General features: G+C 47.5%; 15 protein-coding genes. 14 read left to right on the top strand and 1 reads right to left on the bottom strand.

The window, feature by feature from the left end; translation table 11 throughout:
* The first annotated feature begins 9 nt into the window (after positions 1–9).
* The 14 genes from AB4Z50_RS20190 to trmD all read left to right on the top strand — a co-directional run bounded on the left by AB4Z50_RS20190 (position 10) and on the right by trmD (position 14,155).
* Entirely contained in the window at positions 10–996 is a 987-nt protein-coding gene (locus AB4Z50_RS20190; RefSeq protein ID WP_076268331.1) for a beta-ketoacyl-ACP synthase III, read from the top strand.
* A gap of 134 nt (positions 997–1,130) precedes the next feature.
* Positions 1,131–2,069, top strand: coding sequence for an ACP S-malonyltransferase (fabD, locus tag AB4Z50_RS20185; RefSeq protein ID WP_441881323.1), 939 nt, complete (start codon positions 1,131–1,133; stop codon positions 2,067–2,069).
* 15 nt (positions 2,070–2,084) lie between these two features.
* Complete coding sequence (gene fabG, locus AB4Z50_RS20180; RefSeq protein WP_076268333.1) at positions 2,085–2,834, top strand: 3-oxoacyl-[acyl-carrier-protein] reductase; 750 nt, start codon at positions 2,085–2,087, stop codon at positions 2,832–2,834.
* A gap of 91 nt (positions 2,835–2,925) precedes the next feature.
* Complete coding sequence (locus tag AB4Z50_RS20175) at positions 2,926–3,159, top strand: acyl carrier protein (RefSeq protein WP_053375686.1); 234 nt, start codon at positions 2,926–2,928, stop codon at positions 3,157–3,159.
* Positions 3,160–3,448: 289 nt separating this feature from the next.
* Entirely contained in the window at positions 3,449–4,690 is a 1,242-nt protein-coding gene (gene fabF, locus AB4Z50_RS20170) for a beta-ketoacyl-ACP synthase II (RefSeq protein ID WP_054029014.1), read from the top strand.
* Positions 4,680–5,384: a ribonuclease III gene (gene rnc, locus AB4Z50_RS20165; protein ID WP_076268334.1), complete on the top strand. Its 705-nt coding sequence runs from the start codon at positions 4,680–4,682 to the stop codon at positions 5,382–5,384. Before fabF ends, rnc begins: the two co-directional genes overlap by 11 nt.
* Before the next feature lie 210 nt (positions 5,385–5,594).
* Positions 5,595–9,170, top strand: coding sequence for a chromosome segregation protein SMC (gene smc / locus AB4Z50_RS20160; protein WP_441881319.1), 3,576 nt, complete (start codon positions 5,595–5,597; stop codon positions 9,168–9,170).
* A 42-nt stretch (positions 9,171–9,212) separates the two neighbouring features.
* Positions 9,213–10,220, top strand: a complete 1,008-nt coding sequence (ftsY, locus tag AB4Z50_RS20155) for a signal recognition particle-docking protein FtsY (protein WP_441881317.1) — start codon at positions 9,213–9,215, stop codon at positions 10,218–10,220.
* 163 nt (positions 10,221–10,383) lie between these two features.
* Positions 10,384–10,746 carry a YlxM family DNA-binding protein gene (gene ylxM, locus AB4Z50_RS20150; protein ID WP_076268337.1) on the top strand — a complete coding sequence of 121 codons (363 nt, stop codon included), beginning with the start codon at positions 10,384–10,386 and terminating at the stop codon, positions 10,744–10,746.
* A gap of 26 nt (positions 10,747–10,772) precedes the next feature.
* On the top strand, positions 10,773–12,149 hold the full coding sequence (gene ffh / locus AB4Z50_RS20145) for a signal recognition particle protein (RefSeq protein ID WP_076268338.1): 1,377 nt from the start codon (positions 10,773–10,775) through the stop codon (positions 12,147–12,149).
* A gap of 34 nt (positions 12,150–12,183) precedes the next feature.
* Positions 12,184–12,456: a 30S ribosomal protein S16 gene (rpsP, locus tag AB4Z50_RS20140; protein WP_053375694.1), complete on the top strand. Its 273-nt coding sequence runs from the start codon at positions 12,184–12,186 to the stop codon at positions 12,454–12,456.
* Between the two features lie 25 nt (positions 12,457–12,481).
* A complete protein-coding gene (locus AB4Z50_RS20135; RefSeq protein ID WP_076268339.1) occupies positions 12,482–12,712 on the top strand; it encodes a KH domain-containing protein in 231 nt (76 codons plus the stop codon).
* A gap of 162 nt (positions 12,713–12,874) precedes the next feature.
* Positions 12,875–13,399, top strand: a complete 525-nt coding sequence (rimM, locus tag AB4Z50_RS20130; protein ID WP_076268340.1) for a ribosome maturation factor RimM — start codon at positions 12,875–12,877, stop codon at positions 13,397–13,399.
* Positions 13,400–13,402: 3 nt separating this feature from the next.
* The gene (gene trmD, locus AB4Z50_RS20125) at positions 13,403–14,155 is read left to right on the top strand and encodes a tRNA (guanosine(37)-N1)-methyltransferase TrmD (RefSeq protein ID WP_339208901.1); all 753 of its coding nucleotides are present in this window, start codon (positions 13,403–13,405) and stop codon (positions 14,153–14,155) included.
* Between the two features lie 72 nt (positions 14,156–14,227).
* Here the strand turns inward: trmD and AB4Z50_RS20120 are convergent, their stop codons facing one another.
* The gene (locus AB4Z50_RS20120) at positions 14,228–15,646 is read right to left on the bottom strand and encodes a CAP-associated domain-containing protein (RefSeq protein ID WP_441881313.1); all 1,419 of its coding nucleotides are present in this window, start codon (positions 15,644–15,646) and stop codon (positions 14,228–14,230) included.
* Between the last annotated feature and the right edge of the window lie 194 nt (positions 15,647–15,840).

Here is a 15,840-nt window from a genome sequence, read left to right as displayed (position 1 = left end):
GTGTGCGAAATGGGTTTACATCCTGTCGGAATAATTGGTACTGGTAAATACGTGCCAGAACGTATTTTATCGAACAAAGAGCTAGAAGCAATGGTTGAAACAAATGATGAATGGATTGTTACTCGCACAGGCATTAAAGAACGCCGCCTAGCATCAGCAGAAGAAGCAACATCCGATCTTGCACTGCATGCATCGCGTGAAGCGATTGCTGCTGCTGGACTTACGGCAGAAGATATCGATCTCATTATAGTTGCTACAATTACGCCTGATATGTTTTTTCCTTCGACTGCCTGCTTGCTTCAAGATAAGCTGGGAGCAAAGCAAGCGGCTGCGTTCGACTTGTCGGCTGCTTGCTCCGGGTTTATATATGGACTAGCGACAGGAACGAGTATGATCGCCAGCGGCATGTACAAGCATGTGCTTGTTGTAGGCGCTGAGACGCTATCGCGAATTACTGATTACACGGATCGCAACACATGCATTTTGTTCGGTGACGGTGCAGGAGCAGTTGTACTTGGACCGGTTGAAGAAGGCCGCGGCTTCCAATCGTTTGTGCTTGGCGCAGACGGAAGCGGTGGAGACTTGCTGAAGGTTCATGGAGGCGGATCACGCGTTCCAGCATCGGAAGAAAGTATCCAGTCGAAGCAGCATTTCATTCATATGGCTGGCAATGATGTATTCAAGTTTGCGGTTAGAATTATGGGCAGCGTGGCTGAAGAGGCTTTGCAGAAAGCTGGCCTAAACAAAGAAGATATTGATCTTCTTATTCCTCATCAAGCGAATATTCGGATTATCCAGTCCGCTTTAAACAGACTAAGCTTGTCGGAAGATAAAGCGATGGTCAATTTGGACAAATACGGTAATATGTCATCGGCATCCATTCCAGTTGCACTGGCTGAAGCCGTTGAGCAGGGTCGTGTCAGTGAAGGAGACCGCCTTGTACTTGTAGGTTTCGGCGGCGGCTTGACATGGGGAGCTTCCGTTCTGGTATGGTAGTATGAGCGTTGCAGCTTTTTGAAAAAATAAGACGTTATAAGTTTTCCTCTTATGACGAGCTTACATATCACCGCGAAACGAGCTATACTGTTTGATGCAGTTCGAGCCGTATACGTGTGTAAGGGGGAAACGTTATGAGTAAAATAGCATTTGTTTTTCCGGGGCAAGGCGCACAAGCTGTCGGAATGGGCAAGGACGCCTATGATGCGTTTGATCGTTCCCGTGCGATTTTTGAACAAGCGGATGAGGCATTGGGCTTCTCATTAAGCCAGATTATTTTTGAAGGACCAGAAGATACGCTTAAACAAACAGCGAATACACAGCCAGCACTGCTTACCGTTAGCGTTGCGCTATTGGAAGCGTTGGAAGGCCGGGGGCTGAAGCCGGATTATGTTGCTGGGCACAGTCTTGGGGAGTATAGCGCGCTTGTCGCTGCTGGAGTCCTATCCTTTGATGATGCTGTTCGTACTGTCCGTGCTCGCGGTCAATTTATGGAGCAAGCTGTTCCTAGCGGCCAAGGCGCAATGGCAGCAGTGCTCGGCGCTGAACGCGATACGCTCGCAGCGCTTTGTGCGGCAATTACAGCTGAAGGCTCGGCTGTTGAGCTTGCAAATGTGAATTGTCCGGGTCAAATTGTGGTGTCAGGTACTGCAGCAGGTGTCGATGCTGTTGTCCAGCGCGGCAAAGAAGAGGCTGGAGCAAAACGGGTTATTCCTCTTGAAGTAAGCGGTCCATTCCATTCATCCCTAATGAAGCCTGCAGCTGTAAATCTTCAAGCGACATTAGCTGATATAGCGATGAAGGATGCTAAAGTTCCTGTTGTGGCGAATGTCACTGCCAATGCGGTAACATCGGCGGATGAGATACGTGGTCTGCTCGTAGAACAGGTGTGCTCACCTGTCCTTTGGGAAGATAGCGTACGTTATTTAGTCGAGCAAGGCGTTGATACATTTGTGGAAATCGGGTCGGGAACGGTGCTTGCCGGCCTCATCAAAAAAGTCGACAAAAATCTACGCGTCATCTCGATTAACAGCATCAGTGCGCTTGAAGCGCTGCAGGTGAATGAACAATAGGATGGAGGGGATTCGATGTTTGCTAGCTTGGAAGGAAAAAAAGCACTCGTAACAGGCGCATCGCGGGGCATTGGCAGATCGATTGCTATTGCCCTCGCCGAGGCAGGCGCGGATGTTGCCATTAACTACTCAGGCAGCGAAGCGGCAGCAGCTGAAACGGCGCAAGCTGTAGAAGCACTCGGTAGACGCGCTATTGTAATAAAAGCTAATGTTGGCAAAGTAGATGAATTTGAAGCGATGGTCAAGGAAGTCATCGAGCAATTCGGAGCGGTTGACATATTAGTGAATAATGCGGGCATTACAAGAGATAATTTAATCATGCGTATGAAGGAAGACGAGTTTGACCAAGTCATTGAAACCAACTTAAAAGGGGTTTTCAATGGCATTAAAGCGGTCACTCGCTCTATGATGAAACAACGCTCCGGCCGAATCATCAACATTTCTTCTGTTGTTGGTGTGCTCGGAAACCCTGGGCAGGCTAACTATGTCGCAGCCAAAGCTGGTGTCATTGGTCTTACTAAGGCTAGTGCCCGCGAGCTTGCGTCACGCGGCATTACAGTTAACTGTGTAGCCCCAGGATTTATTCAAACCGAAATGACGGACAAGCTGCCGGAAGAAATGCGCCAATCTTTATCTGGCCAAATTCCGCTTGCCCGTCTCGGAGATCCGAGCGACATCGCAAACGCAGTCCGTTTTCTTGCTTCGGATGCTTCAGCCTATATGACTGGACAGACGATTCATGTGGACGGCGGCATGTATATGTAACACCAGATAATTCAGCAATAATGAATTAAAACGGTTACGTATGGCATTTTATCTTTAATTCTCGTATAATACCATGGAGGAGGTGAACCGGATGTCCGAAGTAGTAGATCGCGTAAAACGTATCGTCATCGACCGACTAGGCGTAGACGAAGCGGAAGTTACACTTGAAGCTTCATTTAAAGATGACCTCGGCGCTGACTCTCTTGATGTCGTTGAATTGGTCATGGAGCTAGAAGACGAGTTTGATATGGAAATTTCTGATGAAGATGCTGAGACTATCACCACTGTGGGAGAAGTAGTTAAATACATACAATCTCATACGTAAGAAGGACAAGTCCCGTTTTTAATAAACGGGACTTCTCTCCATCTAGGCAGTTTCATGCATTACACTTAAGCAAGCAAGGCAGCTTTTATATAAAGAAGCGTGAATGGCTTTATGTGCATCTCATTTATACCTCCTTATATTTCAAGCGTAAAGGTTTCGCCGTTTGGTACGGCTAGGCTTGTATTTACGGAGAAATATAAGCAGGGTATACGCAATATAGCAACATTGACCGATTAACAAAGGTGACGCAGCTTGCGCATCAAATTTGCTGGACATAGAGGTGAATCGAATGAAACAAAGAGTTGTTGTTACGGGTATGGGGGTTATTACCTCACTCGGTTCCGATTTGGAAGAGTTCTGGGGTAACTTGCTGGACGGAAAATCAGGTGTATCGGTTGTTGAAGCTTTCGATTTCTCTGAGTATCCTACGCGCATTGCCGCAGAAGTTAAAAATTTCAATCCCGAAGATTACGGTTTAGATAAAAAAGAAGCACGCAGAATGGATCGTTTCGTACAATTCGCTGCAGTAGCTAGTCAATTGGCAGTTAAAGATGCTGATTTGCAAATTGGTACAAATGCTGACCCTGAGCGTGTTGGCGTTATGGTCGGTTCCGGTATCGGCGGACTTGGCACTTGGGAAGACCAGCACAATATTTTGCTGGAGAAAGGCCCTAAGCGCGTCAGCCCATTCTTTATTCCGATGATGATCGCGAACATGGCTTCTGGACAAGTATCCATGCTTACTGGTGCGAAAGGTCCAAATAGTACGGCGGTAACCGCTTGTGCTACGGGCACTCATTCCATCGGCGATTCTTTCAAATTGATTCAACGCGGCGACGCTGACGTGATGATTGCTGGCGGAGCAGAAGCGACGATCAGACCGACTGGCATGGCAGGCTTCTGCTCAATGCGTGCGATGTCCGTTCGCAATGAAGAGCCTGAAAAAGCAAGTCGTCCGTTCGACGTTGACCGTGATGGTTTCGTAATGGGCGAAGGCGCTGGTGTACTCGTGCTTGAATCACTTGAGCATGCGCAGGCACGCGGTGCAAAAATTTATGCTGAAGTTATCGGTTATGGTATGAGCGGTGACGCTCATCACATGACTGAGCCAGATCCAGATGGTGCAGCTCGCTGCATGGTGAAAGCATTTAAGGATGCTGGAATTGATCCTTCTGAGATCGACTACATCAATGCGCACGGCACTTCGACACCTGTCGGTGATCGCTCAGAGACAAAAGCGATCAAAAAAGCGCTCGGCGACCATGCTTATAAAGTAGCGGTCAGCTCAACGAAATCGATGACAGGTCATTTGCTAGGTGCTGCTGGCGGCGTAGAAGCCGTAATTCTCGGCTTGACTATCAAAAGCGGAATCATCGCTCCGACTATTAATTTAGACAATCAAGATCCGGAGTGCGATCTTGATTATGTACCTAATAAACCGCGTGAAGCGAATGTAAGGATAGCATTGTCCAACTCATTCGGATTCGGCGGTCACAATGCATCGATCGTGATGAAAGTTTATGAAGCGTGATTCCTTCTATGAGCTGCAGCAGCGGCTGCAGCTCAGTTTTAAGCGGACAAAGCTGCTGAGGCAAGCTTTCACTCATACTTCTTATGTAAATGAACACAAGCGCGGGTCAGCTCAGGATAATGAGCGTTTGGAATTTTTGGGAGATGCGGTGCTTCAATTACTCGTTTCTGAGTACTTGTTTGCAACGTATCCGCAGCGGCCTGAGGGCGAGCTCACGAGAATGCGTGCGTCAATCGTCTGCGAGCCATCTTTAGCCCAATTTGCTGAACGCTTGGAGCTCGGTTCGCATGTGCTTCTCGGACGCGGTGAAGAGCAGCTAGGCGGTCGGCAAAGGCAAGCATTGCTAGCTGATTTGTTCGAGTCGTTTGTCGGTGCCATTTTCCTTGACGCAGGAATTGAGGAAACGAGAGCTTTTCTTAATGAGCATATGTTTCCTTTTGTTGAGTCAAACGACTATGGTCTTCTTGTTAAAGACTCCAAGTCGAAGCTGCAGGAACGATCGCAGCATCATGGGCTTGGTGCGGTGGAATACCGAATCATTGAAGAACGTGGACCTGCGCATGACCGTGAATTTGTCGTTGAAGTATATCTCGGTGAAGAGCGTTTTGGCGTCGGCAGCGGGAGGACGAAGAAGGAAGCGGAGCAGCGTGCTGCAGCTGAAGCATGGCGCACGCTATCGCAGGAACAAGGCTAATCAGCATAGAGAGTTTCCGGAAGGTCTTCTGACCTGCCGGGCGCTCTCTTTTTTTATGAACGTTTATTATGTGGCCCTGATAAAAAGGAAGAGCGGATTAACCAGCTGAAATAAGGTGATAAACGCAGCATTTGGTTGCTTTTAGTAGCTTAAATGGTTATCAAGGCCCATAAGATGTGGTACAATGAGGGGTGAGGTGAAAACCAAGACATGTTTCTGAAACGGATTGAATTATCAGGCTTTAAGTCTTTCGCTGATCGGACCGAAATGGAGTTTGTAACCGGTATTACTGCGGTTGTAGGGCCGAACGGCAGCGGAAAAAGCAACATCTCGGACGGCATACGCTGGGTGCTCGGCGAGCAAAGCGCAAAGAGCCTCCGCGGCGGCAAGATGGAAGATATTATTTTTGCCGGAAGCGATGCTAGGAAAGCTGTCAATTACAGCGAGGTATCCCTTACTCTTGATAACTCGGATGGGGCATTGCCGCTCGAGTATAACGAGGTAACAGTGACACGGCGTGTACATCGCAGCGGAGATAGCGAATATTTAATAAACAAGCAGCCATGCAGGCTAAAAGATATTACCGAGCTATTTATGGATACCGGTATCGGTAAAGAAGCTTATTCCATCATTGGACAAGGCCGAATTGAAGAAATTTTAAGCACGCGCTCGGAGGATCGTCGCGGAATATTTGAAGAAGCCTCCGGCATCGTCAAATACAAGTCGCGTAAGCGCGAAGCGCAGAGAAAGCTTGATGAAACTGAGCAGAATCTGCTTCGCATTCATGATTTGGTGACGGAGCTCGAAGATCAGGTTGGCCCGCTTCGCAAGCAATCGGAGAAAGCCATTCACTTCAAAGCGCTCAAGGAACAGCTGAAAACGAAGGAAATCTCTATGTACGTACATAACATCGAACAGATTCACGGTTCATGGACGGAGGCAAACGGCAAGCTTGAGCGTTTGCAGCAGGAGCAGCTTCAGCTATCTACGGTTGTCAGCAAGCATGATGCACATTTGGAGAAGGATCGTCAGCAGCTGCGGGAGCTTGAGCTCGAGCTTGATCAGCTTCATGAAGCGATGCTGCAAATTAGTGAGGATTTCGAGAAATGTGAAGGATACGGCGAGGTATTGAAGGAACGCAAGCGCAACTTGGAGCAAAATAAACGTCAGCTTGAAGAGTCAATCGCTGCACAGGACGCTCGCATTGTCAGCATGACGCAGGAAGAAGCGGAATTTCGCAGCCGCGCAGCTGCGTTGCAGCTGCAGCTAGCAGATTTGCGCTCGAAAATAGCCGATGAAGAAGCGCGTCTGGTAGGCGTTGCAGGCGGAGCAGTCGTTGATGCGGAAGAAACACTCAAAAGCGAGCTATTGGAAGTGCTCAGCTCGATGGCGCAGCACCGCAACGAAATTCGTTATGCTTCGCAGCAGCAAGAAGCATTGCAGCGACGGATGGAGCGAATTAGCGAGGATGAGACCAAATGGCTGGAGCAGCAGGAAAAATTGGACGAGCGACGCTCTGCACTTGCGGCTGCGCTTGAATCTACGCTGGCGCGACTAGAGCAGGCAAGAAACAAAACGCTTTCGGAATCTGAACAAACGAGAAAGATTTCTCAAAGTTTGGAAGAGGTCACTTTAGCTATGCGAAAGTGGGAGCAGAAGTTAGACAGCCATGTTTCTAGGCGCGATACCATGAAAGAAATGCAGGACGCGCTTGATGGCTTTATGCAGGGCGTAAAGGAAGTTCTCAAAGCTTCCAGACGCGGCAATAGCGGAATCAGCGGTGTTCATGGCGCGGTTGCGGAGCTTGTTCGTGTTCCTGAACGCATTGAGACTGCCGTTGAGACTGCACTGGGCGGGGCCTTGCAGCATGTGGTCATGGAGGATGAGAAAACGGCTCGCGCAGCTATCGCATTCTTGAAGCAGCGTCAGCTGGGACGAGCTACCTTCCTGCCGCTCGATGTCATACGTGGCAGACAAGTTCCTGAGCATGACAAGCGTATAGCCGAATCCATTGAGGGCTTCGTAGGCGTTGCTGCTGATTTGGTAAGCTCGGATGACCGCTATTCAGCGATTGTGAACAGTTTGCTTGGCAATGTATTGCTAGCCGAAACGCTGGAGCAAGCCAACCGGATTGCATCGAAATGTCAATATCGATACCGCGTCGTCACGCTTGAAGGTGATATTGTCAATGCTGGTGGTTCAATGACGGGGGGCAGCTTGCAGAAGAAAGGCGCCAGCCTGCTTGGTCGTCAACGTCAAATCGACGCGCTTGATCAAGAGATTGCAGATGCTCGAAAGATGGTAGAGCAGCTTCGTAATAAGCTAAGCGATTTGCGCAAAGAACATTCTATTCGCACGCATAATATTGAGGAGCTGCGTGCAGAAGGCGAGAAAAGCCGTATTGAAGAGCAGCAAATTAGAGCTGAGCTTCAGCAGCTTCACAATGAGGCCAAGCATCTCGACGAGCAGCGTCAGCTGTATTCAGCAGATCGTAACACTCATTTGTCCGAGCAGAAAGATGTTCAGGCAGCAGCTAAAGCTGCAGAGCTCCGTTTAGAACAGCTGGTTGTAGATGAAGCGCGGCTGCAGGAAGCGATTCGTATGGCAGAAGAGCGGCGTAAAGCTAGCGAATTTGCGAAGGAAGAGCTGCAAGGCCAGCTTACCGATATTAAGATCGCTGCAGCGAAGACTGATCAAGAGAAATTATCGTTCGAAGATCAATCAGCGAGAGTGCGTGCGGAAATTGGTCGAGCGAAGCAAGAGCTTGGAAGCTTGCGTTCCTTGTCCGTTCAGCAAGAGGAAGAAATCGCAAGGCATGCCGATGAAACGGTACAGCAGATTGAACATCTCAATCACCTGCGTTTGAAGAAGCAGGAATGTGCAGAGCAAACGGATTTCAAACGTTCAGCACGCGCTAAGCGAATTGCCGAGCTCGATTTGGGCGAGAGTGAAACGAAGGAGCAGCGCGGACAACTTCGGACGGTTGAAGAGCAGATGAGGCAGACCGAAATAGCGGCTAACCGTCTAGACGTGGAGCTTGATAATTTGCTTCGGAAGCTCAGTGAGGAATATGAGCTTAGCTATGAACTCGCTAAGGAGCAGTACCCTATACCTGAGGATGTTCTCGGTACACAAAATGAGGTTAGAGACGTTAAACGTCAGATAACCGCTCTTGGCGAAGTGAATTTAGGCGCAATCGAGGAGTATGAGCGAGTCAGCGAACGTTTTGAGTTTTTGTCAGAGCAGAAGGATGATTTGATCGACGCAAAAACGACGTTGTACCAGGTCATTCGCGAGATGGACGATGAGATGTCCAAACGGTTCAAAGCGACGTTTGAAGCGATTCGGAGTCATTTTGTTATCGTATTCGCGAAGCTGTTCGGTGGTGGCCGTGCTGATCTTGTGCTCGTTGAGCCGGATCGTGTTCTTGATACAGGAATCGACATCGTTGCTCAGCCGCCAGGCAAAAAACTGCAAAATCTACAGCTGCTCTCTGGTGGAGAAAGAGCTTTGACCGCAATCGCTTTGTTATTTGCGATTTTACAGGTGAAACCCGTTCCGTTCTGCGTGCTTGATGAGGTTGAAGCTGCGCTTGATGAGGCAAACGTATCACGCTTTGCTCAATATTTGCGTGAGTTTTCAGAGCTTACGCAGTTTATCGTCGTTACTCACCGTAAAGGCACGATGGAGGAAGCGGATGTGCTATATGGTGTTACGATGGAGGAAGGCGGCGTATCGAAGCTCGTTTCTGTGCGCTTAGAGGATGAAGAGCCGGTATCCGCATAACTTATAGAAAAAACGGCAACGTGAGGATGGGGAGTTGGAACAATGAGTTTTTTTAAGAAGCTGAAGGAAAGCATCGCTACAAAGACAGAAGCGGTGACAAATATTTTCAAAGAAGGCTTATCGAAGACGCGTACGGCTTTTGTTGAAAAGGTAGAAGAGCTAATCACACGCCGCAAAAAAATCGATGAGCAGTTTTATGAAGAACTAGAGGAAATATTAATTGGCGCCGACGTTGGTGTGAATACTGTCATGCAGCTTATTGACGACCTGCGGGCCGAAGTGAAAAAACGGAAGATCGAGGATGCTTCGGATTTACAGCCGATCCTCTCTGAGAAGCTGATTCATCTGATGAAGGGTGACGATCATTCCGGCTTGCGGATGGCACCAAGCGGCATCACTGTTATTTTGTTCGTTGGCGTAAATGGCGTCGGCAAGACGACGACCATTGGCAAGCTTGCTCATAAATTTAAGAGCGAAGGCAAGAGTGTGCTTATGGCAGCTGGCGATACGTTCCGCGCAGGAGCTATTGAGCAGCTGGAGGTATGGGGACAGCGTGTTGGTGTCGATGTCATTAAGCAGCAATCAGGAGCTGACCCTGCAGCAGTGATGTTCGATGCGGTGCAAGCTGCAAAGCAGCGCGGCGTAGACGTTCTGTTATGCGATACGGCTGGCAGGCTGCAAAACAAAACAAATTTGATGGAAGAGCTGAACAAGATTTTCCGCGTGATTCAGCGCGAGCTTCCTGACGCTCCTCATGAGGTTCTTCTTGTGCTTGATGCAACGACTGGCCAAAACGCACTTAGCCAAGCAAAATTGTTTGGCGAGAAAAGCGGCGTAACCGGTCTAGTACTGACTAAGCTTGATGGCACAGCTAAAGGCGGAATCGTAATTGCTATTCGTAATGAGCTAAGCCTCCCGGTTAAGCTTGTAGGTCTTGGCGAAAAAATGGGAGATTTGCAGCAATTCGATTCAGAGCAATTTATTCATGCTTTGTTTGCTGGATTAATCCAGCGTGAAGATGATTCTGAAGCTGAAAAAACGGCGGAGTAAGCGGCGATTAAAGATGGTTTGGAGCAGTTAAAACAGCTCGTAAAGGTGACAAGGGAAAATACTTGACAGCAGCCTATAGTGTCATGTATTATAAAAGACGTTGCTGGTGTAAAGGTATTTACCTTGTCGGCAGAACAAGCAAATAACAGGAGGGGCTGAGGGGATGAAAGCAAATGAACCAGATGCCTTGTCCAAGACAACCCGAATAAACTTGTTGTTCGACTTTTACGAGCCGCTCTTGACAGAGAAGCAGCGGACGTTTCTCAAATATTATTTTCACGACGACTTCACACTTGGGGAAATTGCTGGCGAGTTTGGAATTAGCAGACAAGCGGTATATGAGCACATCAAGCGTGCAGAACAAGTGCTAGAAAGTTATGAAGGCAAGCTAGGCTTGCTTGTAAGACATGAATCCTTTCAACAATTAACTGTGCAGCTTGTGAACAGCGTTAACGAGCTTTCCATTGCAGAGCAGGATAAGCAGGCGCTTATGAGTGTTATTGCACAATTTAAATTAGCCGAATAAAACATGAAGAATGGAGGTGACGGTACATGGCAGCATTTGAGAGCTTATCGAGTCGGCTTCAAAATGTGTTCAGCAAGCTGAGGGGCAAAGGCAAGGTTTCCGAGGATGATGTTAGCGAAGCAATGCGTGAAGTGCGTTTGGCGCTTCTAGAGGCAGACGTTAACTTTAAAGTCGTGAAGGACTTTATTGCGAAGGTGAAGGAACGGGCTATTGGCCTCGATGTATCCAAGAGCTTCACGCCCGGCATGGTCGTCATCGATATCGTAAATAAAGAGCTGACCGAGCTGATGGGCGGCACGCAGAGCAAGCTGGTTAAGGCTAATAAGCCTCCGACAGTCATTATGATGGCGGGTTTGCAAGGTGCGGGTAAGACAACAACTTCAGGCAAGCTGGCAAAATTGCTTCAGAAGAGCAACAATAAGCCGCTTCTTATCGCTTGTGATATTTATCGTCCTGCAGCCATTAAGCAGCTTCAAGTGCTTGGTGAACAAATCAATGCGCCGGTCTTCTCCTTGGGTGATCAGACTTCACCTGTAGAGATTGCGCGTGCTGGACTACAGCATGCCAAAGAGAACGGCAATGACTATGTCATCATTGATACCGCCGGTCGTTTACATATCGACGAAGAGCTGATGGAAGAGCTTAAGCAAATTCATCAGGTCACAAAGCCGGATGAGGTTCTCCTCGTTGTTGATGCAATGACAGGACAAGATGCTGTAAACGTTGCTCAGAGCTTTCATGAACAGCTCGCTTTAACAGGCGTTGTACTAACGAAGCTCGATGGCGATACTCGCGGTGGCGCGGCGCTGTCGGTAAAAGCAGTTACAGGCTGTCCGATTAAATTCGCAGCAATGGGTGAGAAGATCGACTCCTTGGAGCCGTTCCATCCAGAGCGTATGGCTTCTCGTATTCTCGGCATGGGCGATATGCTATCGCTTATTGAGAAGGCGCAGTCGAATATTGATGCAGATAAAGCGAAGGAAATGGAACGTAAAATGCGTACAGCAGAGTTTACGTTCGACGATTTTCTTGAGCAGATGGAGCAGGTTCGCAATTTGGGGCCGCTTGATCAAATTATGGATATGCTGCCCGGCATGAACAAGATGAAGGGCATGAAGGATATGAAGGTCGATGAGAAACAAATCGGCCGCGTCGAGGCGATTGTCCGCTCCATGACGAAAGAGGAGAAGCAAAAGCCAGAGCTGCTTAATCACAGTCGCCGCAAGCGTGTTGCTGCAGGCAGCGGAACAACGATCGTTGAGGTAAACCGCCTCATTAAGCAGTTTGACGATATGAAAAAAATGATGAAGCAATTCTCATCGATGATGGGACCGAAAGGACCTAAGGGCGGCAAGAAGGGCCTGAAAGGTATGCTCGGCAAAAATATGAAGTTCCCGTTTTAATGGTTGTTTACTCTTTGAAGGAGGTGAATTTTTAATGGCAGTACGTATTCGTTTGAAAAGAATTGGTGCTCACAAAGCTCCTTTCTACCGCGTAGTAGTTTCGGATTCCCGTTCGCCGCGTGATGGTCGTTTTATCGAAGAAATCGGTACTTATAACCCGGTTGCACAACCGGCTCAAGTTAAGATTGATGAAGAGAAAGCGCTAAAATGGTTGCAAACTGGAGCGCAAGCTTCTGATACCGTTCGTGACTTGCTTTCCAAAGCTGGTGTTCTTAAAAAGTTCCATGAGCTTAAGCAACAGAAATAACTGTTGAATAGCGGAGGGCCTTGAGATGAAAGAATTGATTCTTGTCATAGCGAAGGCATTGGTTGATCATCCTGAACAGGTGCAAATCAATGTGAAGGATGATGACCGTGGCACGATATACGAGCTTTCGGTTCACCCCGAGGATATCGGTAAAATCATCGGTAAACAGGGACGCATAGCGAAAGCGATTCGCACGGTAGTGACTTCTGCTTCCGTGAAATCGCAAAAGCGTGTCATCGTCGACATTATGTCATGATGTACGTATAAAGAGAAGGTTGGGATGAATGTCCTAACCTTCTTTTCAATATGTACACTTATCCATGGATGTCGCTAATCATTACGGCTTCGTTCTTCAACATGGAACGAAGCCGTTTTTGCATGTATAATAAGGCTATACACATATGAAGGGCTGGTTCTAATGAACGAAAAATGGTTTACAGTCGGGAAAGTCGTTAATACGCACGGTATCCGCGGAGAGCTGAAAATTCTTTCGCAAACGGATTTTGCAGAGGATAGATTTGCTTCTGGAAACAAGCTGCTTATGGTGAACGAGGAAAGCGGAGCTTCACTGGAAGTTAAAGTAATCAGCTCACGCGCGAACAAAAACGTATACATATTGAAGCTGGAAGGCTTCACTGATATTAATGCGGTTGAGAAATATAAAGGCTGGGTACTGAAAATTTCAGCCGACCAGCAGCTTGAGCTTGAAGAAGGCGAATATTATTATCACGAAATTATAGGCTGCCGCGTCGTTACCGAGGAAGGCGAGGAGCTGGGCACGATTTCGGAAATTCTAAGCCCAGGAGCAAATGACGTATGGGTAGTGGATCGTCCGAAAGGCTCGGGGAAGCAATTGCTTTTGCCTGTTATTGATGATGTCTTAGTCAATGTCGACACAAAAGAGAAAATCGTGACGGTCCATTTGATGGAAGGATTGATTTAACCGATGAAAATAGATGTGCTGACGCTGTTTCCCGAAATGTTCGACGGCGTGTTCAATTCGAGCATTTTAGGAAAAGCGAAAGAGAAGGGGATCGTATCCCCTCAAGCAATCAACTTCCGTGCTTATTCAGGCAATAAGCATAACACGGTTGATGATTATCCATACGGCGGCGGTGGCGGCATGGTCTTGAAGCCAGATCCGGTCTTTGCTGCAGTAGAGGATCTAAAGCTGGATGACAATATAAAGCCGCGTGTTATTCTTCTATGCCCGCAAGGAGCACAGTTTACGCAGAAGAAGGCTGAAGAGCTTGCAAAGGAACAGCATTTGGTTCTTATTTGCGGTCACTATGAAGGTTATGATGAGCGTATACGCGAGCATCTTGTAACAGACGAGCTGTCGATTGGTGATTACGTGCTTACGGGTGGAGAAATACCTGCAATGGTGCTCATCGATAGCGTTGTTAGATTACTGCCAGGAGTGCTTGGCAATGAAACTTCTGCCGTTACAGATTCATATAGCACAGGTTTGCTTGAGCATCCCCATTACACTCGGCCTGCGTCGTTCCGCGGCTGGGATGTCCCGGATGTTCTTATATCTGGTCATCATGCGAATATTGAGGTGTGGCGTCGTGAGCAGTCGCTGCTGCGGACGCTGCAGCGCCGTCCTGACCTTCTGAAGAGCGCCCCGCTTACGGACAAGGAACGCAAATGGGTGGCTTCACAGTTAAAGCAGGAGCCTAATAAGACAGGCAAATAGTACGACCCTAGCTAATAAACAAAGCCGCAACGAATTTCGTTGCGGCTTTGTTTATTTAGAAGTATTTGATGATTATGGCGTGTAAAAATTTTGGGTATAGTAGACGTTATAGGTTCCGCCTAATGCAACACCTGTACCTAGTCGCTCAAGCTTGCTGTTTAATAGTGCTTCACGATGGCCTTCTGTTGAATTGACCCAGCCATAGTGAGCAAAAATGCTATTTTTGTATCCGGCAGCTATGTTTTCAGCAGCGGAGTGATACTTAACGCCATTTGCTTTCATTCGGTCAAAGGGAGACGAGCCGTCTGGATTCGTATGGTCAAAAAATTTACGTGCACTCATATCGTTGCTGTGACCATGCGCAGAGGCAGCAGCGAGCTTGTCCCATTGCAGCAGAGGTATTTTGCGAACAGCGCGCTCAGCGTTAGTAAGATCAAAGAGCTGTTGTTCATATGCGTCTGCCAGCTTGGATGTATTGGCTGATTTTAACGCTGTGGATTTGGAAACGGCTTGATCCATTTGCATGACACCAGCTATTTTGTTTCCATCACGTCGGTCAATGAAGAGAACGGTATGTACTTTTTTTGTAGTGTAAGCATAATAATCGTTATTTGTCTCGACATTGGTTGCTTCGCCAACCAGCTTTTTGGCATTACCAATCGTTTGACCGATCTGGATGCCCGACTTCATCGCCCAGCTATCTTTGCCATTGGAGAAAAGTGCGATTACCCGATCATTTTGGATGCCGAACATCATGTAGTTGGTATAGCTGCTATTATAAACGTACCAGGAGAAACCATATTCGCTTGGATCAATTCTTGACGGTTTTCCGAGCGTTTGTTGAAGCTTTTGCAGCGAATCGTTTAACGTTATTTCATGAAGGCGATCAACGGTGTTAATAATTTTAGCATCGGACAACGCTTTTGAGTGAAGTTTGAGGTTATAGAAGAAGGTAAGCGCCTCAGCGCGTGTAAGTTTTCCATCTGGTATGAAGCCGCTAACGGTGGCAGAGGTGCGTCCGTTCGATATTTTCTCATCAAGCAGCCACTGAATTGCGCTTTGCTCTGTAAATTCCTTTCCATTTGCCGCGGAAGCTAGAAGCAACGCAGCTTGTCCACGTCGGAATTCGACATTTTGTGAAGCGTTATTGATAGGCCAGCCCAAATTATTCGCATAATCGTAATAAGGCTTGGTCCAATTGCTGGCGCTGGAAGATGATGTTGTGACTAATCCATAGGCTCTCAATAACATAGCAAGAAACTCAGCTTCATTAACAACCTTGTTTGGCTTGAAGGAATTATCCCCATAACCTTGAGCTAATTTCTGATCAACAGCCCAAGAAATATAGGAGCCAGCCCAGTGTCCATTCGTATCTTTAAAAGCCAAGGATTCAGCAGAGGTTTGCAATGGTGCAGAAATGGTTAATATTAATAGTACAGATGCGATTCCCCCTTTTGTTTTGTTACAAAAAGATTGTTTATTATGGTGCAATTTTGTCACCTCTTCATGTCGGTGTTTGTCATCATTTAGTATACATGATTTATGAATAAAAAAATCGTGTTGTATTATTGGGCTAGCTATGGTAAAATTTCTAATGTTGTTCGTAAAGTCGGACGGTCCGCTATCAGCGATGAACCGATTCAGAGGAATCCGGTGAGCTTATAAGAACGTCTATGGTGGAAGGA

The organism is Paenibacillus sp. 2TAB26, assembly GCF_052115145.1.
Classification (GTDB): domain Bacteria; phylum Bacillota; class Bacilli; order Paenibacillales; family Paenibacillaceae; genus Pristimantibacillus.
Note: the sequence above shows the minus strand (reverse complement) of the source record. Positions and strands in the feature narration are given on the sequence as shown.